The 18,621-nt window shown below is 36.0% G+C and carries 21 protein-coding genes and 1 tRNA gene; 7 read left to right on the forward strand and 15 right to left on the reverse strand.

The features are described from left to right. Window positions 1–195: 195 nt before the first annotated feature. Window positions 196–1,239: an NAD(P)H-dependent flavin oxidoreductase gene (locus MZO21_RS08070; protein WP_154773452.1), complete on the forward strand. Its 1,044-nt coding sequence runs from the start codon at window positions 196–198 to the stop codon at window positions 1,237–1,239. A 41-nt stretch (window positions 1,240–1,280) separates the two neighbouring features. Here MZO21_RS08070 and dusB read toward each other — a convergent pair whose 3' ends face one another. Continuing rightward, window positions 1,281–2,306 (reverse strand): tRNA dihydrouridine synthase DusB, encoded by a 1,026-nt coding sequence (gene dusB, locus MZO21_RS08075; RefSeq protein ID WP_154773451.1) that lies wholly within the window; start codon window positions 2,304–2,306, stop codon window positions 1,281–1,283. Between the two features lie 82 nt (window positions 2,307–2,388). On the opposite strand from dusB, the gene MZO21_RS08080 reads away from it, so the two are divergent. After that, window positions 2,389–3,591 carry a DUF1615 family protein gene (locus MZO21_RS08080; RefSeq protein WP_154773450.1) on the forward strand — a complete coding sequence of 401 codons (1,203 nt, stop codon included), beginning with the start codon at window positions 2,389–2,391 and terminating at the stop codon, window positions 3,589–3,591. Next, the gene (locus tag MZO21_RS08085; RefSeq protein ID WP_248103317.1) at window positions 3,558–4,205 is read left to right on the forward strand and encodes an HAD family hydrolase; all 648 of its coding nucleotides are present in this window, start codon (window positions 3,558–3,560) and stop codon (window positions 4,203–4,205) included. Before MZO21_RS08080 ends, MZO21_RS08085 begins: the two co-directional genes overlap by 34 nt. A gap of 55 nt (window positions 4,206–4,260) precedes the next feature. Here the strand turns inward: MZO21_RS08085 and MZO21_RS08090 are convergent, their stop codons facing one another. Further along, window positions 4,261–5,355: a fatty acid desaturase family protein gene (locus MZO21_RS08090; RefSeq protein ID WP_248103320.1), complete on the reverse strand. Its 1,095-nt coding sequence runs from the start codon at window positions 5,353–5,355 to the stop codon at window positions 4,261–4,263. A 14-nt stretch (window positions 5,356–5,369) separates the two neighbouring features. Next, window positions 5,370–6,440, reverse strand: coding sequence for a flavin reductase family protein (locus tag MZO21_RS08095; protein WP_248103323.1), 1,071 nt, complete (start codon window positions 6,438–6,440; stop codon window positions 5,370–5,372). A 155-nt stretch (window positions 6,441–6,595) separates the two neighbouring features. On the opposite strand from MZO21_RS08095, the gene fabR reads away from it, so the two are divergent. Together fabR and MZO21_RS08105 are read left to right on the forward strand one after the other, a co-directional pair. Beyond that, on the forward strand, window positions 6,596–7,276 hold the full coding sequence (gene fabR, locus MZO21_RS08100; RefSeq protein WP_248103326.1) for an HTH-type transcriptional repressor FabR: 681 nt from the start codon (window positions 6,596–6,598) through the stop codon (window positions 7,274–7,276). A 184-nt stretch (window positions 7,277–7,460) separates the two neighbouring features. Continuing rightward, window positions 7,461–7,706: a hypothetical protein gene (locus tag MZO21_RS08105; protein WP_154773445.1), complete on the forward strand. Its 246-nt coding sequence runs from the start codon at window positions 7,461–7,463 to the stop codon at window positions 7,704–7,706. Between the two features lie 135 nt (window positions 7,707–7,841). On the opposite strand, the gene MZO21_RS08110 is transcribed toward MZO21_RS08105, so the two are convergent. Further along, window positions 7,842–8,294, reverse strand: coding sequence for a hypothetical protein (locus MZO21_RS08110; protein ID WP_248103329.1), 453 nt, complete (start codon window positions 8,292–8,294; stop codon window positions 7,842–7,844). 251 nt (window positions 8,295–8,545) lie between these two features. On the opposite strand from MZO21_RS08110, the gene MZO21_RS08115 reads away from it, so the two are divergent. Further along, a tRNA-Asn gene (locus tag MZO21_RS08115) sits at window positions 8,546–8,621 on the forward strand. A gap of 109 nt (window positions 8,622–8,730) precedes the next feature. Here MZO21_RS08115 and MZO21_RS08120 read toward each other — a convergent pair. Genes MZO21_RS08120 through lepA form a run of 9 tightly spaced genes read right to left on the reverse strand, consistent with a single transcriptional unit; the run spans window position 8,731 to window position 15,854 of the window. Then, window positions 8,731–9,384, reverse strand: a complete 654-nt coding sequence (locus MZO21_RS08120) for a tRNA-(ms[2]io[6]A)-hydroxylase (protein WP_248103332.1) — start codon at window positions 9,382–9,384, stop codon at window positions 8,731–8,733. Between the two features lie 3 nt (window positions 9,385–9,387). After that, on the reverse strand, window positions 9,388–10,116 hold the full coding sequence (pdxJ, locus tag MZO21_RS08125; protein ID WP_248103334.1) for a pyridoxine 5'-phosphate synthase: 729 nt from the start codon (window positions 10,114–10,116) through the stop codon (window positions 9,388–9,390). Window positions 10,117–10,125: 9 nt separating this feature from the next. Beyond that, window positions 10,126–10,839, reverse strand: coding sequence for a DNA repair protein RecO (gene recO, locus MZO21_RS08130; protein ID WP_248103336.1), 714 nt, complete (start codon window positions 10,837–10,839; stop codon window positions 10,126–10,128). A 23-nt stretch (window positions 10,840–10,862) separates the two neighbouring features. Further along, window positions 10,863–11,066 carry an NF038104 family lipoprotein gene (locus MZO21_RS08135; RefSeq protein WP_248103338.1) on the reverse strand — a complete coding sequence of 68 codons (204 nt, stop codon included), beginning with the start codon at window positions 11,064–11,066 and terminating at the stop codon, window positions 10,863–10,865. A gap of 30 nt (window positions 11,067–11,096) precedes the next feature. Continuing rightward, window positions 11,097–12,128, reverse strand: coding sequence for a GTPase Era (era, locus tag MZO21_RS08140; RefSeq protein WP_248103340.1), 1,032 nt, complete (start codon window positions 12,126–12,128; stop codon window positions 11,097–11,099). After that, window positions 12,128–12,826, reverse strand: coding sequence for a ribonuclease III (gene rnc / locus MZO21_RS08145; RefSeq protein ID WP_154773438.1), 699 nt, complete (start codon window positions 12,824–12,826; stop codon window positions 12,128–12,130). The genes era and rnc overlap by 1 nt, the downstream gene beginning before the upstream one ends. Further along, window positions 12,798–13,169, reverse strand: coding sequence for a DUF4845 domain-containing protein (locus MZO21_RS08150; RefSeq protein ID WP_154773437.1), 372 nt, complete (start codon window positions 13,167–13,169; stop codon window positions 12,798–12,800). The genes rnc and MZO21_RS08150 overlap by 29 nt, the downstream gene beginning before the upstream one ends. Window positions 13,170–13,187: 18 nt before the next feature. After that, complete coding sequence (gene lepB, locus MZO21_RS08155; RefSeq protein ID WP_154773436.1) at window positions 13,188–14,015, reverse strand: signal peptidase I; 828 nt, start codon at window positions 14,013–14,015, stop codon at window positions 13,188–13,190. Window positions 14,016–14,036: 21 nt separating this feature from the next. After that, window positions 14,037–15,854, reverse strand: a complete 1,818-nt coding sequence (lepA, locus tag MZO21_RS08160; protein WP_248103343.1) for a translation elongation factor 4 — start codon at window positions 15,852–15,854, stop codon at window positions 14,037–14,039. A 380-nt stretch (window positions 15,855–16,234) separates the two neighbouring features. On the opposite strand from lepA, the gene MZO21_RS08165 reads away from it, so the two are divergent. After that, window positions 16,235–16,462 carry a DUF1090 family protein gene (locus MZO21_RS08165; protein WP_248103346.1) on the forward strand — a complete coding sequence of 76 codons (228 nt, stop codon included), beginning with the start codon at window positions 16,235–16,237 and terminating at the stop codon, window positions 16,460–16,462. A gap of 82 nt (window positions 16,463–16,544) precedes the next feature. On the opposite strand, the gene MZO21_RS08170 is transcribed toward MZO21_RS08165, so the two are convergent. Continuing rightward, window positions 16,545–16,997: an acyl-CoA thioesterase gene (locus tag MZO21_RS08170; protein WP_248103348.1), complete on the reverse strand. Its 453-nt coding sequence runs from the start codon at window positions 16,995–16,997 to the stop codon at window positions 16,545–16,547. A 133-nt stretch (window positions 16,998–17,130) separates the two neighbouring features. Next, complete coding sequence (locus MZO21_RS08175) at window positions 17,131–18,516, reverse strand: Do family serine endopeptidase (protein WP_154773432.1); 1,386 nt, start codon at window positions 18,514–18,516, stop codon at window positions 17,131–17,133. Between the last annotated feature and the right edge of the window lie 105 nt (window positions 18,517–18,621).

The following is an 18,621-nucleotide window of genomic DNA, read 5'->3' on the forward strand; positions in this document are numbered from 1 at the left end:
TAATTTAAGAGAAAAGTTGATTATAAAATTTATGTGAAAAATGCGATGTCCAACCATCTCCACAACGACAGAGCTTGTCGCTTGAAATGTAAAACATCTGCTCTTTTTAATTCTATTTATAAAGTAAATAACGAATATTATTTGCCAAATTTTTCTAGCTTGGGCAAAGTGTAAGAAGCAATAAGGAGTATGCAAATGAGTTTATTAGACACATTAGGAATTCAACATCCTATTTTCCTTGCCCCAATGGCAGGCGTTTCAACACCTGAATTAGCGGCTCAAGTATCGAATCAAGGTGCATTTGGCTCTTTAGGTTTGGGAGCAAGTACTGTTGATGCTGCTCGAAAGCAAATTTTGCATACTCAAGAATTAACAGATAAGCCTTTTCAGGTGAATTTTTTCTGTCACGAAAGCCGTGATTTAAATAGTGAAATTTCACAAAACTGGATTGCTCTTTTTGCTGACAAATTTAAAGAATTAGATGCAGAAGTACCAACAAGCTTAAATCGTATTTATCCAAGCTTTAAAGATAATGACGACTTCCTTAATTTAGTTTTAGAAACTAAGCCGAAAGCTGTTAGTTTCCATTTTGGTATTCCACACGTACATCAAATTAAAGCTTTAAAAAATGCAGGAATTATCACTTTAGTTTCAGCAACAAATTTAGCAGAAGCTAAAGCCATTGAAGCAGCAGGAATCGATATTATTATTGCGCAAGGTATTGAAGCTGGTGGGCATAGAGGTATCTTTAATGAAATCTTTGATGCAGCCATCCGTACCGAAGACTTAGTTCAGCTTATAAAACAAAATTGCACGCTTCCTGTCATTGCCGCAGGTGGCATTATGAATGGTCATCAAGCCAAGCAGTTTTTAAACTTTGGTGCAGATGCAGTACAACTCGGCACAGCTTTTGTGCAATGTAAAACCTCTAGTGCAAACGATGCCTATCGAAAAGCTTTATTTGACCAACCGCTAACACAAATTACGGCAAGCATTTCAGGTCGACCTGCACGCGGTTTAATTAATCATTGGCATAAAGAAGTAGATACGCCTACTCGTCCACAAGTACCACCTTATCCTTATACATATGATTTAGGCAAACAACTTCATGCTGCTGCAAGTCAACAAGGCGATTCAGGTTATGGCGCATTTTGGGCAGGTGCTAATGTTGCACAAATTCGTGAATTAGAAGCAACCGATTTAATTAATCAGCTTGTTCTCGAAATAAATGTAGATTAAATATCAATAAAAAAGCTTCCCTTATGAGAAGCTTCTTTACTTTATTTCGTTTCAAGTAAGTTGACTTGTTCTACTTGAACATCACTCATAATTTCACCATGCATAAGCAGGTTATTAAAGTAATCTTCAACAACTTTATATTGCTCTACAGTCGATTCGACTTTATACATATTTTGACGGAATTCGTTACTTGAGCGTAAACCTTTGGTGTACCACGCAATATGTTTACGTGAAATACGACATCCTGAATATTCACCATAAAATTCATAAAGTTCTGCTAAATGTCCAAGTAAAACCTCTTTTACTTCTTGAATGTTTGGTGCAGCCAAGTGCTCGCCTGTTTGTAAATAATGTGCTATTTCACGAAAAATCCAAGGTCGACCTTGTGCAGCACGTCCAATCATGACTGCATCTGCACCTGTATAGTCCAAAACATATTTTGCTTTTTCAGGACTGTCGATGTCGCCATTGGCAATCACAGGAATGCTGAGCATGTCTTTCACATCTTTAATTAAAGAATAACGTGCAGTATTTAAATACATATCTTCACGTGTACGACCATGCAAAGCCAATGCCGCAATACCCGCTTCTTCTGCACGTTTGGCAACGCGCATAATATTTTCATGACCATTTAAAAAACCTAAACGGGTTTTTAACGTTACAGGTACATCAACTGCGGTAACAACGGTATCTAAAATACGTGCAACTAAATCTTCATCTTGTAAAAGTGCAGAACCAGCTAATTTATTACATACTTTTTTAGCAGGACATCCCATATTAATATCAACAATTTGTGCGCCATTTGCCACCTGATATCTTGCAGCTTCTGCTAAATCGGCAGGATCTGAACCTGCAATTTGCGCTGAAATTGGGGCAAGCTCACCATCAAAGTTGGCACGATATAAGCTTTTCTTACTCATACGTAAGGTCTTATCAGACGTCATCATTTCACTAACAGCGTGCCCTGCACCAAAGTACTTGCATAGCGTTCTAAATGGACGATCTGTAACACCTGCCATAGGAGCGACAATCAAATTATTTGACAGTTGATAAGGACCAATATACATATATATTCTTAACGTTGACGACTTGCATAGTATACTTCATCTACCCTATAGGCTCATCACCTCTAAACGAGTTTTCCTAAATATGAAAGAAAAAGTTGTTTTTTCAATGCTTAAACCTTTATCTGTTTTAGCTTTATCTATTGGATTAACCGCGTGTGGTGATAGCTCTTGGTGGTCTAGCGACGAACCAACTTTAAAACAAGAACAAGTAAAACGATTATTACCCAATCGAGTAAGTGATCGAGATTCTTGGTCTAAAGATATTTACGATATTGCCGAACAATTTGGTATTCCACAAACCAAAGAAAACATGTGTACCATTATTGCCGTGGTCGATCAGGAATCTAATTTCCATGCAGACCCTCAAGTTTATGGTTTGGGTGAAAAAGCAGTTAAGGAAGTTCAAGAACGCTTAGAAGAGAAATTTACAGATAAATTGGGCGATACCATTGGCGCTCCTATTGCAGGTTATTTCCAAGACGTTTTGAAAAATCAGCCTAGCCCTGAAGATAACTATTTAAGCCAAATGCGTCGTGTTAAAACAGAACGTCAACTTGATGAATTGTACCGTGAAATTTTCGACTATATGTCTAAGCATTATCATGTCAGCGCATTAACAGGTGCAGCGAAATTAGTCGGGCAAGATATTGGTGAAAAGATGAATCCGATTACGACCTTGGGTTCTATGCAAGTTCATATTAGCTATGCCAAAGAACATAAACGTAAAAGTGGCAGCATTGCAGATTTACGTACCGACTTATACAGCCAATATGGTGGCTTATATTATGGTATTCATCGATTAATGATGTATTCCGCAGATTACGACAAGCCACTCTACCGCTTCGCAGACTATAACTCTGGAATGTACTCAAGCCGTAATGCAGCCTTTCAAAGTATGCTAAATGACTTAACAACAGCAGAATTGGATTTAGACGGTGACTTACTTCTTTACGATAAAAATGGCTCACCTAAATCTGCAAAAAGTCAGTCTGAACGCGAACTAATTAATGTATTCACACAACATAATATTTTAGTTACGCCACGCCAAATTCGTTCAGATTTAAAGAAAGAAAAAGAAAAGAAATTTGAAGATACAGCAACATATAGAGCCGTTGCTAAACTTTATAAAGAAGCAACAAATAAAGAACCAATCTATGCAATTATGCCTGAAGTTGTTATTACGGGACCAAAATTAAGCCGTGACTACAACACGAATTGGTTCGCAACTCGCGTAAATGGACGCTTTGAAACATGTATGAGAAAAGCAAAAAGTATAAAAATTTAGCCTTATTCGATTTTGATGGAACCTTGTGTACGATAGATAGTTTCACAGGGTTCATTTTTTACGCTTTATCTAAACGGCATATTATTAAACAAGGTTTTAAAATACTACCTTGGATTCAAGCCTATTACTTAAAGGCTTATCCTGCACATGCCATGCGTCCTAAGCTATTCCATGCCATGTTTAAAAATGCCAAAGTTAGTGAAATAGATAACATTGCACAAGAGTATGCACAGCAAATTACCCCAAATTATAACTCTGAATTATTGGATAGATTACGTACACATCAAGCCTTAGGTGATGATGTTATTTTGGTTTCTGCAACGGTTGATGTTTATTTAAAATACGTTGCAGAATCTTTAGGCGTTGACTTAATTTGCACAGAAACAGAAATCATTAATAGTCACTATACAGGGCACTATTCTTCAGCAGATTGTAGCGCTCAACAAAAAGCAATTCGTGTTTTAGAAAAATATCAATTAAGCCAATATCAACATATTTATGCTTATGGAAATAGTGATGAAGATCTTGCTATGCTTAATTTGGCGCACTATTCCTATTATGTTGGGAAAAGCACTCATCTTCCTATATTAGAAAAAGCTAAAGAATTGGCTTAGTTATACCTATAAAAAAAGCCACTAATCAATAGTGGCCTTTTTAGCTTTTCAATTATTACTTTTTAAATGGAAATGCATATTTCACAATACGTTTAATCACACTTCCGTATTGCTTAACCAAACTTGCATTGTTGTAATTCAAACCATATTTTTCACAAACTGCTTGTACTTTTGGTGCCATTTGGCGGTAACGACGTGCAGGAATATCAGGATATAAGTGATGTTCAATTTGGTGACTTAAATGACCTGTCAAAATATGGAATGCTTCTGAACCTGTTAAATTCGAAGAACCACGAATTTGACGCATATACCAATGACCGCGACTTTCATCCTTTAGAACATCTTTTGAGAACACTTCAACATCTTTTGTAAAGTGACCGCAGAAAATAATACTGAATGTCCAAATATTACGAATACCATTTGCAACACAGTTACCCGCCAAAACAGGCAACGCTGCAGGGCCAGCAATTACAGGGAAAAATACGTAATCTTTCACTAATTGTTTGGTGATTTTCTTTTTCATTGGTGCAAAACGTTGCTTGAACTCTTCTTTGGTCATACGCCCTTTCAGATATTTACCAATTTCAAGGTTTTGAATTGCAACGCCCCACTGGAAAAGCAAACAGAATGGAATGCTATATAAAGGCTGTAATAAATAGCCTTTTTTCCAGCGTTGTTCTGGGAATAAACGTAATACGCCATAGCCAATATCATCATCCATACCTTTAATATTGGTATAAGTATGATGTTTATAGTTATGTGTTTGACGCCAATCGTCTGCGGTACCAACAATGTCCCACTCATATTTAGTACCGTTGAATTTAGGATCATTCATCCAGTCGTATTGACCATGAATGACGTTATGTCCTAATTCCATGTTTTCCATGATTTTTGAAAAACCAAGTAAACCTGTACCTAACAACCATGCCGGTGGAAACCATCCTGCAAATAACAAACCACGACCAATAATTTCTGAATACTTCACTGTTGAATATACACGGTTAATATATTTAACATCTTTTTCACCAAGATCATCTAAAACTTCTTGGCGAATCGCATCAAGTTCACGTGCTAACTCATCTTGCTCGGCTGGAGTTAATTCACGATTTTTTGGGTTTTTAAAATATTCTAATTTGACTGGCATATTCATATTTATAGCCCCTTTTATAAATCTATAACTAAGTCAGTTTGTGCCGAGTTAACACAAATTTTAAGTAAATTTCCTGGTTCATTATTTTGTGAACCATCTACTAAATTTTTAGTAGAACCTTCAGCTTTATTGCATGCGCACTTATTACAAATACCCATACGACAGCCATGTTTAGGCTTAACATTTTGTTGCTCTAAACCTAATAAAATTGGCTGACCTTTAGGAATTGCAATGACTTTATTAGATTGCGTTAGCGTAACATTCACAAAACCAACATCATCATAAACAACAGGACTCATACTAAAAGCTTCTGTTTTTACAGCATTTGCATGAGCAAATAAGGCTTCAACATTTGTCGTAAAACCTGATGGTCCACATGCATATACAGTGCTTTCTTCAATATTTTTTAAAGCTTGTAAATGCGATTCGTTTAAACGCGAAGCTGGATATTCAGAATCTTGCGTATAGAAAAATGCAACACTGAAGTTTTCATACTGTGATGCTAATTGTTCAAACTCTGCTTTAAATGCTGCATCTGCTTGAGTTTTTACCCAATACAACAATGTTACAGGCAAATTTTTAATTTTAGATGAAGCTACCAAAGCCTGAATTAAACTATACATAGGTGTGATACCACTACCCGCTGCAAGCAAAATCAAAGGTGAATTATTTTCTGGAAGTTGCATATCACCATAAGGGCGACCAAACTCCAGAACATCTCCAACTTTAGATTGTTCTAACAACCAATTACTCGCAACGCCATTCTCAACTTTCTTAGCAACAAGTAGCACTTTTTTAGCACTTACTTGCGTCAAACTGTACGTGCGTTCGTAACGAATTCCTTTTACAACAACAAATACTGGATGATGCTGTCCTGCTTCACCCACGTTAAATTTACGATTAAATTCAATCGTTAAAGCAACTGTGTCATTTGCAATAATTTCTTTTTTAACAATTGAACCAAGCGCCTGATTTACAGACCATAAAGGATTCAACTTTTGAAGCCAGAAATTTGCTGAATATGGATCTATCACCACATCTACTAATGCAGATAAAGGAGATTTCGTTTTTTCGATTGCATGCATAGTTCGTTCACCACGCCTTTGAATTTTCAATTATTATACACATGTATATATATTTGTATATACAGTTGTATTGTATCCAATCATTTCAAAGTGTAGCCGTAATGGTTATAATGATTTAAAGCTATTTTGCCCCCAAACACATGACTGAAAAATCAATGAAAATAAGCAGTGACGCTACTTCACATGAACCTAAAAATGTTCAGGAAACACTTCCTGCACGCACAGTTGGGCGTAAAGCAACAATTACAAAAGAAGAACTTTTCCAAGCTGCACTCAATTTAATTGGTCCACAAAAAAGTATTGCATCATTGAGTTTGCGTGAAGTTGCACGTGAAGCAGGCATTGCACCAAATAGTTTTTATCGTCATTTTAAAGATATAGATGAATTAGCTATTGAACTGATTGAACGTTCTGGTGGTGTATTACGTAAAATTTTGCATCAAGCGCGTTTAAAAGCATCGAAGCAAAGCAGTATTATTCGCACATCTGTAGAAGTTTTTATTGAACAGCTTAATGCAGATGAAGGCAATTTAAGCCTTTTATTACGTGAAGGTTATACAGGTTCTAATTCTTACAAATTAGCAGTAGAACGTCAGCTTAACTATTTCCAACAAGAATTACGTGATGATCTTGTACGTTTAGAAAAAGAAAATAACAGTAACCTCACTCATCCTGAAATTGTTGCCAATGCGATTACTCAGCTTGTTTTCAATATGGGTGCCAAAGTTATTGAAATGCCTATGGAGCAACGTAAAGAAGTTGCTGAACAAACCATGATTATGATTCGTATGATTTTAGAAGGTTCACGCCATTTAGGTGAATCTAAAATTAATTGATTTTTAATCTTTAAATTACAATTTTTATTGAGTTAAATTTAAACTGCTTCAATATTAAAATTGGGGCAGAAAATACTTTTATAAACTTAATAATAGCTTTGTACATATTGATACTTTTTAATTGTAGATACTTGATTCTTCACGTTCTATTATGTGTCTATATTTTTTTTGTAAAGCCTCTCTCATGCGTTACCAAATTATAGATGTCTATCAAACAGAGAACTTAAAAAGATATATCGCAAAATGCCTAAAAAAGCATTCACCTCAATTTATTGTTATTGAAAGTAAACGAACCCTTTGTCTTAATCTAGATATTATTCTTGTTAACTCACAGCATACATCTGCAACATCTATTACAGGCGAAGATATTTCACTTAAAATATTAAATAAATTTGATACTTTTGATAAAACTTATATGTCTAGACTCTAAGCATAAAGAGAAATAAGAAAGAAATTCTTATACTCGCATAACGGTAATTTTCACACATGTTCAATTATAAAACTAAAATCATCAATTCATTTTGAGCGCTAAATTAGAACTAATTTGCGCTCATTATATGAGAAATTAAATTGCAGATTTCAGCTTTTCTGCGCTATTAAAAGTTTGAATAGGACGTGAAAGCCCTTTAAATACGCAATAAAATTGAAAAATTGAACCTACCGAAATATCAACCGCCTTATTTTCACTTCTTGACCAAGCAGTTGAACTATCCTCACCTGAAATCGAGCTACCTTTAATCTCATAAACAAATAAATCTTGTTCAGTTTGATCTAAAGTTTTATCTCTTAAAATGGTGTTGATGAGAAGCTTTCTCTTGTTATCTACAGTCCATTTACCAGCAAACCAAAGTTGCAATAAATCGCCTAAAAATAACTGATGCGCTGTTAATGGCCAAATTTGTACTTCAGCACCTTGCACAGGCACGTAGTATTGATCTGGGTTATTGATAATTGAAATGTAATTTTCTTTGTAAAAAGAGAAGTTTGCAAAAATTTGAGGGATAGTGAGCGTATTCATTCGCTTTCTCCTATTTAGCCATTTTAGTGCTGGCAAGTTGGGGTTAAATCCACACTGTTTAAGCTTTCGCTCAAACGCTCTGTTGTTAATATCAGACTACCAATTGATTTTTTTCTTTGCAAGCCCTTCAATCATTTTTTCTTTATTCTTTTATTTTTTGTTCAAATAAAAAGCATACAGATGAAAAATGTAAGAAAGATGACAGTTTTCCCTTGACCCTCTTTGAAATGTCCTTATAATCGCATGCAGATTCTCCAATAGCTCAGTCGGTAGAGCGACGGACTGTTAATCCGCAGGTCCCTGGTTCGAGCCCAGGTTGGAGAGCCAAATACTAAAAAGCCCACTCATTATGAAGTGGGCTTTTTTCTGTTTTGAATAAATAAATTCATAAAAAATCCCTCATCTAGAGGGATTTTTTTTACAGCTTCAAACTACGTTATGCAGCCTTCACAGGTACACCGCTATGGAAACGGAAAAGCTCATCTGGCGTTAAAATCAGATTCTTTTCTACTTCGCGAATGTGCTCAATACGCTGTTGAATATCCTCTTCAGGATTTTTCAATTTAGAAGTTTTTGCAACATCCACAGCCAATGCTAAGTAATCTTCATAATGTCTAGATTCAGACTTTAATAAGTAACGGTAGTAACGTCCTAATTCATCATCTACAAGCGGTGCAAGCGCATAAAAACGCTCACATGAACGTGCTTCAACAAATGCACCAATTACCAATACATCAATCAATGCTTCAGGCTCATAAGTACGAATTTCTTTGCGTAAACCACCTGCGTACCGCCCTGCGCTTAAATTTTGCCAAACTTGTCCACGCTTATTCATAAGCCCTAAAACTTGTTCGTAATGCAGCATTTCTTCACGCACAAGCTGAGCAAGCTTTACTTGTAAATCGACATAATAGTTATAGCGAAACATCAAGTTCATTGCTGTACTTGCTGCTTTTTTCTCACAATTTGCATGATCTTGCATCAAAATTTCTAAATTATTTAATGCTTCATCTAGCCAAGGCTGTGGCGTTTTACAACCTAAGAAACCAATCACGGGTTCCATAAGTTCATCATAATTAATTGTAGACATAACTTACTTACGTGCCGCCTTAATAACCGCTTTCATTTGTTTTACTGCTTCTGCTAATCCAATAAATACAGCATCAGCAATAATTGAATGACCAATATTTAATTCATGAATTTGTGGGATTTGAGCAATTGGAGTAACGTTTTCAAGATGCAAACCATGCCCTGCATTTACAACCAAGCCTTTTGAAGCAGCATATTCAACACCTTTCACAATGCGCTCAAGTTCAGCTTGCTGCTGTTCAGGTGTTTCCGCATCTGCATACGCACCTGTATGAATTTCAATTGTTGGTGCACCACAAGCAACGGCTGCATCAATTTGGGCAAAATCAGCATCAATAAATAATGAAACATCACAACCAATTGCTGTTAATTCTTGCGTAGCTTTTCTTACATCTTCAAAATGCCCAACAACATCTAAACCACCTTCAGTCGTTACTTCTTCACGCTTTTCAGGCACAAAACAAATATGATGTGGCTTTACATTTTTAGCAATTTCAATCATTTCATCGGTTACTGCTATTTCCAAATTCATACGTGTTTTTAAAGCTTTACGCATGCGATACACGTCTGCATCTTGAATATGACGACGATCTTCACGCAAATGCAAAGTAATACCTTCTGCACCCGCTTGCTCACAAATTAATGCTGCACTTACAGGATCTGGATAAGAGGTGCCACGTGCTTGTCGCAAAGTTGCAACATGATCAATATTCACACCTAATAATGCAGCCATAATACTTTCCTACTGACGATGAGTTTGAGCGTTTTGAACCCACAATTGTCTACTTTTTAAAGGGCGATCCCCTAAAAGTGAAGTAATCACTTGTCGATATAGCTTAGTGAGCAATTGTAACTGCTCTAGATTGAATTCCCCACCTTTTTCATACTTCATCATGGTTTTTATTAAAGCACCCGATACAGCTGATCTAGATGCTTGGGCAGTGGCAAGAAATCCATCATTTAATTGGAATTGATAATTCATTTCACTAGAAATTTCTTCTTGGTTTGAATCGACTGAAAAATCAATTGCATAACCAAGGTCTTCTAATAATTCATGTTCAAACTGACGTAAAATTTGGCGTAAAAATAAGTTTTGATCTGATTGTTGAGAAAGCTTTTGTAATTGTTCTAAAGTTTTTGAATATTGAATAAATGTTTGTGGCATTTCCACTTCAAGTGGACAAAGTCTTAATAAAACTTCATTTAAATAAAAACCTGAAAAAAATGCATCACCATGAAAAAAAATCGGCTGATTTACAATTTCTAATTTACTAAAATTTTTGAGTTCAGATTTACCTGAAGCTTGAAGGCATATAGGTTGATATTGTGGAGGAGGTGTTTGTCTCAAAATTCCATCAACACGACCATGCTCTTGCGTAAATAAATGCACAATATGGCTACGGTCACGATATTTTCTGTGATGAATTAAATAACCATGCAAAATTTCATTGCGCATGACAGAAGTTCTTAATCCTTAAATTATTTTTTTTGATTATCTTCATCATCTTCATTTGAGTCAGCGTCATCATCTCCATCCGGAATGACAGCTCCAACCACTGCTGCTGTGCCCTTTACAACACCTTTTGTTGTTTTATAGGCAACCTTAACAGGGACTGTAACAATTTTAGTAATACAGCCTTGTAGAAATAAAGCACATATTCCTATAGCAAAAACTTTTATCATTACAGCCCCCTAAGGTATCAATAAGCGATATTAAATATCGCTATATCCTAAGCTTTTCAGTGCACGTTCATCATCAGACCATCCACCTTTCACTTTAACCCAAAGTGTAAGCATGATTTTCTGTTCGAACATTTTTTCCATGTCCACACGGGCATCCATACCAATTTTCTTCAATTTCGCACCGCGCTCACCAATCACAATTGCTTTTTGGCTTGGACGGTCTACAAAAATTGTTGCATCAATATATGTACATGCCGCTTTTGGACGACCTGTTTTTGGACTAATGGTTGCTTCTTCCGTTTTAAAAGATTCAATTTGAACAGTTAAATCGTATGGAAGTTCTTCACCCAATTGACGCATAATCTTTTCACGAATTGTTTCAGATGCTAAGAAACGCTCTGAACGATCTGTGATTTGATCCATTGAATATAGCGGTGGTTGGAACGGCAAATAACGCTCAATCGTGTCGCGCAAGTGATCTAAGTTAGAGCCACGCAATGCAGACACAGGAACAATTTCGGCAAAGTTCATGAGCTTTGCACGTTCTTGAATAAGTGGTAATGCTTGATTCTTATTTTCAAAAGTATCAAGTTTATTGATGACCAAAATTACTGGCATTTCTGCATTTTGCAGTTTTTCCAAAACCAAATCATCGTTTGGCGTCCACTTTTGAGCATCAACAACAAACAAAACTAAGTTTACATCACGTAATGCAGAGTGTGCAGCACGGTTCATCATTTTGTTAATCGCACGTACTTCTTTTTTGTGCATCCCTGGTGTATCTACAAATACAGCCTGAGATTTTTCACGTGTATCAATCCCCACAATTTTATGACGCGTTGTTTGTGGTTTACGTGAAGTAATAGATAACTTTTGACCCAATATATGGTTCATAAGTGTAGATTTACCCACGTTTGGGCGACCTACAATTGCAACAAATCCACTTTTATAATCGGCAGGAATTTCTGTTCCTTGCGAACTAAAAAATTGACTAATTAAGTCGTTACTGTCGCTTTCTTGCGACTCGTGATCAGCATCGATGTGATCGGAATGAGTAGTCATTAAGACTTTATCTCCAATAGTTTTAAGATATCTGCCGCTACTGATTGTTCAGCAAAGCGACGGCTAGATCCTTCTCCATACTTCACAGGTAAGCCCTGAACCAAGCACTCTACTTTAAAGTGTTGATTAGGCGCATCACCCTGAATATCCACAACCTCGTAAACCGGGAGAGGTTTTTTACGTGCTTGTAAATACTCTTGTAAGCGGGACTTAGGATCTTTCAGTTGATCTGTTGGTTCAATATGATCTAAATAAGGTACATACCATTTTAAAACAATAGGTTCTAATATAGTTAGATCATTACAATCTACATAAATAGCACCAATAATTGCTTCTACAGTATCTGCCAAAATAGACTCACGGTGATGACCACCAGACTTTAATTCACCCGTACTTAAAATTAAATTTTGGCTTAACTTTAAGTCGTTGGCAATTTTTCCTAGCGCTTCTTGTCGCACTAACGTTGCACGCATACGCGTTAAACGACCTTCATTTTCATGAGGATAAGCACGATAGAGATAATTGGCAATAATCATCCCTAACAATGAATCGCCTAGAAATTCTAGGCGCTCATAGTTTAATTTATGGCTCACCGAGCGGTGGGTCAATGCCAGTTGCAACAATTCAGGTTGTTTAAACTGATACCCGATACGACTCACTAAACGACTTTCATTTAGCTTGGACTGAGCTTTGATCAAAATTTTTCTCGAACTTTAACACTAAATCTATATTTAAGAAGAAAGGCTTTCTTACTTCGTAATTCTTTTTAACAACCAATTGATTATCTTTCGTTACTTTTGCGATGTCTTCAAATTTCACATCGATATTATTCATCGAAAAACGTTGATTCATTTGGGTATTAAGTTTCAATGGCGTTATATCTGATGGGCTATTTTTAAGCACTTCTGATATTTCACTATCAATCATTCTATCATCAAAATATGGTCCACCAACAGCAACCAAAAACTTTGCAAGTAATACAAAAACAATCACTGCAAATAAAATTGAACTATACGAAGCCCCACGCTGAGATTTACGCATAAATTTCCCCTAATTGTTTTAATCAATTGCCCCATTACGACCAAAAGATGGAATGTTTAACCCAGGTTCTTTATGCATCCATTTATAGAATGCGCGACCTGTTAGATTTTCTTCTGGCACAAATCCCCAAAAACGACTATCAGCACTTTGATCTCGGTTATCACCCATTGCAAAGTATTGACCTTCAGGAACTTTTACTTCCCAATATAAACCATTTGTAGTTGAATACTTACCATTTTCTACGTAGTTAATAAATGGTGCTTGGCGTGCAACATTTACGTCCTCTAACTCACGCATGGTGAACGTATGCTCACCCAATGTTTCTTTGTGATAAATAGAGGTTGGTGTATCTAAAGCATCTTTTTCACGGCTAAATTCCACAGGAACTTTAGCAACTTTTGTACCATTAATGGTGAGCTGACCATGATCATAAACAATATGATCACCAGGAACACCGACTACACGCTTAATATAGCTAATTGTAGGTTGTGGTGGATAACGAAATACAATCACATCACCACGCTCAGGTTCGCCAACATCAATAATTTTCTTATTAATAATTGGTAAACGAACGCCATAATCGAATTTATTCACCAAAATAAAATCACCTGTTTCTAAGGTTGGCACCATAGAATCTGACGGAATATTAAATGGTTCATATAAAAACGAGCGTAGAATTAAAACAACCGCTAAAACAGGCCAAAAGTCATAAGCCCATGTGATAATGAAATTTTCATTTCCACGCCCTTTTGTTTGTCTTTGTTTAAAGACAAACTTATCTAATAGCCACACAAAAAAGAATACAAGTGTGGCTGGTACGAGGATTAAATTAAAATCAAAATCCATGAGCTAAATGACCTCTGTGTTTTATCTTTCTACTTTTAATACAGCAAGGAACGCTTCTTGTGGGATTTCAACACTACCCACTTGCTTCATGCGCTTCTTACCTTCTTTTTGTTTTGATAGAAGTTTCTTCTTACGTGAAACGTCACCACCATAACATTTAGCCAATACGTTTTTACGCATCGCTTTTACTGTTGAACGCGCGATAATTTGTGCACCAATTGCAGCTTGAATTGCAACATCAAACATTTGACGCGGAATCAAATCTTTCATTTTTTCAACAAGCGCAATACCGCGATGACGAGCATCTTGACGATGACAAATCATAGCTAAAGCATCTACTTTATCGCCATTGATCAACACGTCAACTTTAACTAAAGATGAACTTTCAAAACGTACAAAATTGTAATCTAGTGATGCAAAACCACGCGAACAAGATTTCAATTTATCAAAGAAATCCATTACAACTTCAGCCATTGGGATTTCAAAAGTAATCGCAACTTGATTACTTACAAACTTCATATCTTTTTGAATACCACGGCGTTCAACACACAATGTCATTACATTACCCAAGTATTCCTGAGGAACGAGAATATTACATTCTGCGATTGGTTCGCGAAGGTCTTCTACTGTAGAACCATCTGGCATTTTAGATGGGCTATCAATATAAATGGTTTCACCATTTTTCATAACAGCTTCGTAAATTACCGTTGGAGCAGACGAAATGAGGTCTAAATCGTACTCACGCTCTAAACGCTCTTGTACAATTTCCATATGTAGCATACCTAAGAAGCCACAACGGAAACCAAAGCCTAACGCATCTGAACTTTCTGGTTCAAAGAATAATGCAGAATCGTTAATTTGTAATTTCTGCAATGCATCACGGAATGGTTCAAAATCACTTGCGTCAATTGGGAATAAACCTGCATAAACCTGCGGCTTAACCTTTTTGAAACCTGGTAACGTTTCAACTTCAGGCGTAGTAGAAAGCGTAATTGTGTCACCTACTGGCGCACCAAAAATATCTTTAATACCCGCAATCACAAAACCAACTTCGCCTGCTTCCAACATTCCTGTTTCAGTATGCTTTGGATTAAAAATACCAACGGAAGTGATGATGTGCGTTTGACCTGTTGATTTCATCAACATTTTATCGCCCTTACGCACACGACCTTGTTTAATACGTACTAACGATACAACACCTAAGTAGTTGTCGAACCAAGAGTCAACAATCAAAGCTTGTAACGGTGCTTCGCGATCACCTGCTGGTGCAGGAATAATATTTACAAGTGTTTCTAAAACACCTTCAATACCTAAACCTGTTTTAGCAGAACACGTTGGTGCTTCAGTTGCTTCAATACCAATAATATCTTCAATTTCTTGAATAACACGCTCAGGCTCTGCTTGAGGCAAGTCAATTTTATTAAGTACTGGAAGAACTTCTAGACCTTGTTCAATTGCTGTATAACAGTTTGCTACAGATTGAGCTTCCACACCTTGAGCAGCATCGACCACAAGCAAAGCACCTTCACAGGCAGCAAGTGAACGAGACACTTCATAAGAGAAGTCTACGTGTCCAGGTGTGTCAATGAAGTTAAGTTGATATTCTTCACCATTCGGATGTGTGTAATACAAAGTTACCGATGTAGCTTTAATTGTAATACCACGCTCACGCTCCAATTCCATAGAATCAAGAACTTGTGCTTGCATTTCACGGTCTTGCAAACCACCACAGGTTTGAATAAAACGATCGGCTAGAGTCGACTTTCCGTGATCGATATGCGCAATAATCGAAAAGTTACGAATGTTTTTTATATCAACAGATTTTTTAGCTTGCGCCATGGGCTACCTTGGAAATAAACGCGCTATGCATGCAATAATTTATGCACAGCAAAAGCAGAATAAAGTTGCGGAATATTATAGCAGATGGTTTTTTCAAAGTATTCATTATAATCATTTAGTTTTAAGCTTTCTCAGCCTAACCACATCTGCATATTTTCTATTTTTTCGATAAATAAAGAATCAAATTAAATAAAAGATGATCTTTCCAAAACTATCAAAAACTAAACTTCAATATAAGTTTTGACTTTTCTTTGAACTTAGTTTGTTGAGCTCTGTCAAATTTACAGGATATTACATAGACTTGCCTTTATTCACACAATTTTCTACTAAGATAATCTAAATTAACTTTTTAATTTTTGTTATATTTTTTGGATCACAATATGTTGTTTAAATCATTATTAATTACATCTATTTCTTTAATTTCATTTCAGGCATTTGCCCTCGATTATAAATCTTGCCAAATTAAAAAAGAAAAACTACAACAGCAAATTGCATATGCGAAAAAATATAACAATACAAATAGGATTAAAGGTTTAGAAAAAGCACTTGCTCGAATCGGTCAACAATGTGCTCAAATTAAAGCAGATCAATCATCTTACTCTAAATAATTTTCACACTTAGTTTCACTATATTTTTTAATTCTATGTTGAAAATTTACTTCTTATTCAACATAGAATTGATCTAAGAAATCTAAGAAGCATCATATTGTGTAAAATCAAATGGATCTTTTTCATTTGAAATTGGCTGATAGGCTTGTGTAAAGGTTGGAGACATTCTTTTTGGTCTACCTGTATCTATTTCAATACACGCCCACTTTGTATTTCCCACAAACAATAAAGCTTTATCTGATGGTCGATAAAAGGCGTATTGTCTAAATAAATACAGTGAATTGATATCATTTAGCCACGTTCTTAATACTATAGTTTCGCCTTCTAAGGCAGCTTTGCGATATTGCACATAATGCTCTACAGCAACCATTGCATGTTTCAATTCAATATATTCTTTTAAGCCTAAACCTAACTCTTCAATATGCGCCAATGCAACATCTTGCATCCAATGCACATACATCACATTATTTACATGCCCCAAAATATCAATATGTTCTGGCTTTACTGTTAGTCTTAAATCAAAAATATCACTCATTACGTTCTCTAAATTTTATTGCCATAACATTTGCATTAGTCTAACGAAAATTCAGCTTAGAATAAAAATAAAAACCGCCCTATAAAAAGCGGTTTTTATTGCTATCAATATCTATTGAATTGATGAAAGATAATTATTGAATACGAACACCAACAATTGCACGCTGTCCATCACGAATAATGGTCATACGTACAACATTGTTCTTTTTGAATTGAGCAACTGTTTCTACAAATTCAGATGCATTTTTTACATCTCGACTATTCACTTGAACAATGATATCGCCCGGAATTAAGCGAGCTTGTGATGCAGCACCACCACGTAAAACATCTTGCAATAACACGCCACCTTTAACCGATAAACGACTTTGCTCTTGTGCTGTTAAGTCTCGAATACTTACACCTAAAACAGGCCCTTTATTTTGCGCATTTCCAGCTTTATTTTTGGCAGGTGTATCATCTGGTGCTGTTGATAATTTTGCTGAAATATTTTGACGTTTATCATCACGTAATACTTCAAATTGTACAGTTTGACCTGGTACAAGTCGGTTCAAATAACTAAATAACTCAACTGTTCTTAAAATAGGTGTCCCATTAATTTTTAAAATCACATCGCCCGATTTTAAACCTGCTTTTTCTGCAGGAGAGTTTGGTGCAATTTGTGTGATCAATGAACCTTCAGGTTTTGGCAGTTTATAAGATTCTGCCAAATCTCGGTCAATATCTTGTAAGCCTAAACCTAAATAAGCACGTGTTACTTTACCGTTTTTCTTCAATTGATCTGCAATATCCATCGCAACATCAATTGGAATAGAGAATGAAAGTCCCATGTATCCCCCCGTACCACTAAAGATACGAGAGTTCACCCCAACGACTTCACCCTTTTGGTTAAATAATGGACCACCTGAGTTACCAGGGTTTAAAGCCACATCTGTTTGAATAAATGGAACTGAGGTTTCACCTGTCATATTACGCATTTTTGCACTGACAATACCCGCAGATGCTGAATACTCAAAACCAAATGGTGAACCAATGGCAAGTACAGGCTCACCTACTCTTAAATTATCTACATTACCTGTTTTTAATTCAGGGAAGTTTCCACCTGAAACTTTCAGTAAGGCAACATCGGTACGCTCATCACTTCCGACAACAGTTGCATCTAACTCACGACGGTCATTTAAAACAACGGTGACTTTCGATGCATTTTCAACAACGTGATGGTTTGTGAGCAAATAACCATCTTTACCAATAAAAAATGCGCTACCAAAGCCTGTTTTTTCTTGTGGTGCTTTTTGCTGAGGAATAACAATTTGATTACCAAAGAATCTGCGTAAAATTTCAGGAACCTGTTGTTGCATGAGCTCTTCTTGAGACATCTTTTTCACAACGTTTACACTCACAACTGCAGGACTTACATTTTCCACCAAATTAGAAAAATCGACTGGTGTCCCTGCATTTGTCTGCACAGCCGCCATTGTAAAAACAGCAGCATAAATTCCTTTTTTTAATTCATTAGTCTTCATATTAAATGTTCACTCGACCGGTTATTTAAATGTTATAGATAATTTTTATCACAAAGAAATATATTCTTGCGTAATAAAATGTTTCTTTATATGTTTTATAAACAA

The sequence above is a fragment of the Acinetobacter portensis genome (assembly GCF_023158935.1).
GTDB classification, from domain to species: Bacteria; Pseudomonadota; Gammaproteobacteria; order Pseudomonadales; family Moraxellaceae; genus Acinetobacter; species Acinetobacter faecalis.

Excerpts from the sequence above, each read along its gene's own strand:
- MZO21_RS08095 (WP_248103323.1), bottom strand. The coding sequence starts at position 6,440 with ATGCATGCAATCGAAAAAACGAAATCTCCTTTATCTGCATTAGTAGAT.
- MZO21_RS08090 (WP_248103320.1), bottom strand. The coding sequence starts at position 5,355 with ATGAATATGCCAGTCAAATTAGAATATTTTAAAAACCCAAAAAATCGT.
- pdxJ (WP_248103334.1), bottom strand. The coding sequence starts at position 10,116 with ATGGCTGCATTATTAGGTGTGAATATTGATCATGTTGCAACTTTGCGA.
- lepA (WP_248103343.1), bottom strand. The coding sequence starts at position 15,854 with ATGGCGCAAGCTAAAAAATCTGTTGATATAAAAAACATTCGTAACTTT.
- lepB (WP_154773436.1), bottom strand. The coding sequence starts at position 14,015 with ATGGATTTTGATTTTAATTTAATCCTCGTACCAGCCACACTTGTATTC.
- fabR (WP_248103326.1), top strand. The coding sequence starts at position 6,596 with ATGAAAATAAGCAGTGACGCTACTTCACATGAACCTAAAAATGTTCAG.
- MZO21_RS08120 (WP_248103332.1), bottom strand. The coding sequence starts at position 9,384 with ATGTCTACAATTAATTATGATGAACTTATGGAACCCGTGATTGGTTTC.
- MZO21_RS08150 (WP_154773437.1), bottom strand. The coding sequence starts at position 13,169 with ATGCGTAAATCTCAGCGTGGGGCTTCGTATAGTTCAATTTTATTTGCA.
- MZO21_RS08080 (WP_154773450.1), top strand. The coding sequence starts at position 2,389 with ATGAAAGAAAAAGTTGTTTTTTCAATGCTTAAACCTTTATCTGTTTTA.
- MZO21_RS08170 (WP_248103348.1), bottom strand. The coding sequence starts at position 16,997 with ATGAGTGATATTTTTGATTTAAGACTAACAGTAAAGCCAGAACATATT.
- MZO21_RS08110 (WP_248103329.1), bottom strand. The coding sequence starts at position 8,294 with ATGAATACGCTCACTATCCCTCAAATTTTTGCAAACTTCTCTTTTTAC.
- MZO21_RS08085 (WP_248103317.1), top strand. The coding sequence starts at position 3,558 with ATGTATGAGAAAAGCAAAAAGTATAAAAATTTAGCCTTATTCGATTTT.
- recO (WP_248103336.1), bottom strand. The coding sequence starts at position 10,839 with ATGCGCAATGAAATTTTGCATGGTTATTTAATTCATCACAGAAAATAT.
- MZO21_RS08105 (WP_154773445.1), top strand. The coding sequence starts at position 7,461 with ATGCGTTACCAAATTATAGATGTCTATCAAACAGAGAACTTAAAAAGA.
- MZO21_RS08135 (WP_248103338.1), bottom strand. The coding sequence starts at position 11,066 with ATGATAAAAGTTTTTGCTATAGGAATATGTGCTTTATTTCTACAAGGC.
- MZO21_RS08165 (WP_248103346.1), top strand. The coding sequence starts at position 16,235 with ATGTTGTTTAAATCATTATTAATTACATCTATTTCTTTAATTTCATTT.
- era (WP_248103340.1), bottom strand. The coding sequence starts at position 12,128 with ATGACTACTCATTCCGATCACATCGATGCTGATCACGAGTCGCAAGAA.
- MZO21_RS08175 (WP_154773432.1), bottom strand. The coding sequence starts at position 18,516 with ATGAAGACTAATGAATTAAAAAAAGGAATTTATGCTGCTGTTTTTACA.
- MZO21_RS08070 (WP_154773452.1), top strand. The coding sequence starts at position 196 with ATGAGTTTATTAGACACATTAGGAATTCAACATCCTATTTTCCTTGCC.
- dusB (WP_154773451.1), bottom strand. The coding sequence starts at position 2,306 with ATGTATATTGGTCCTTATCAACTGTCAAATAATTTGATTGTCGCTCCT.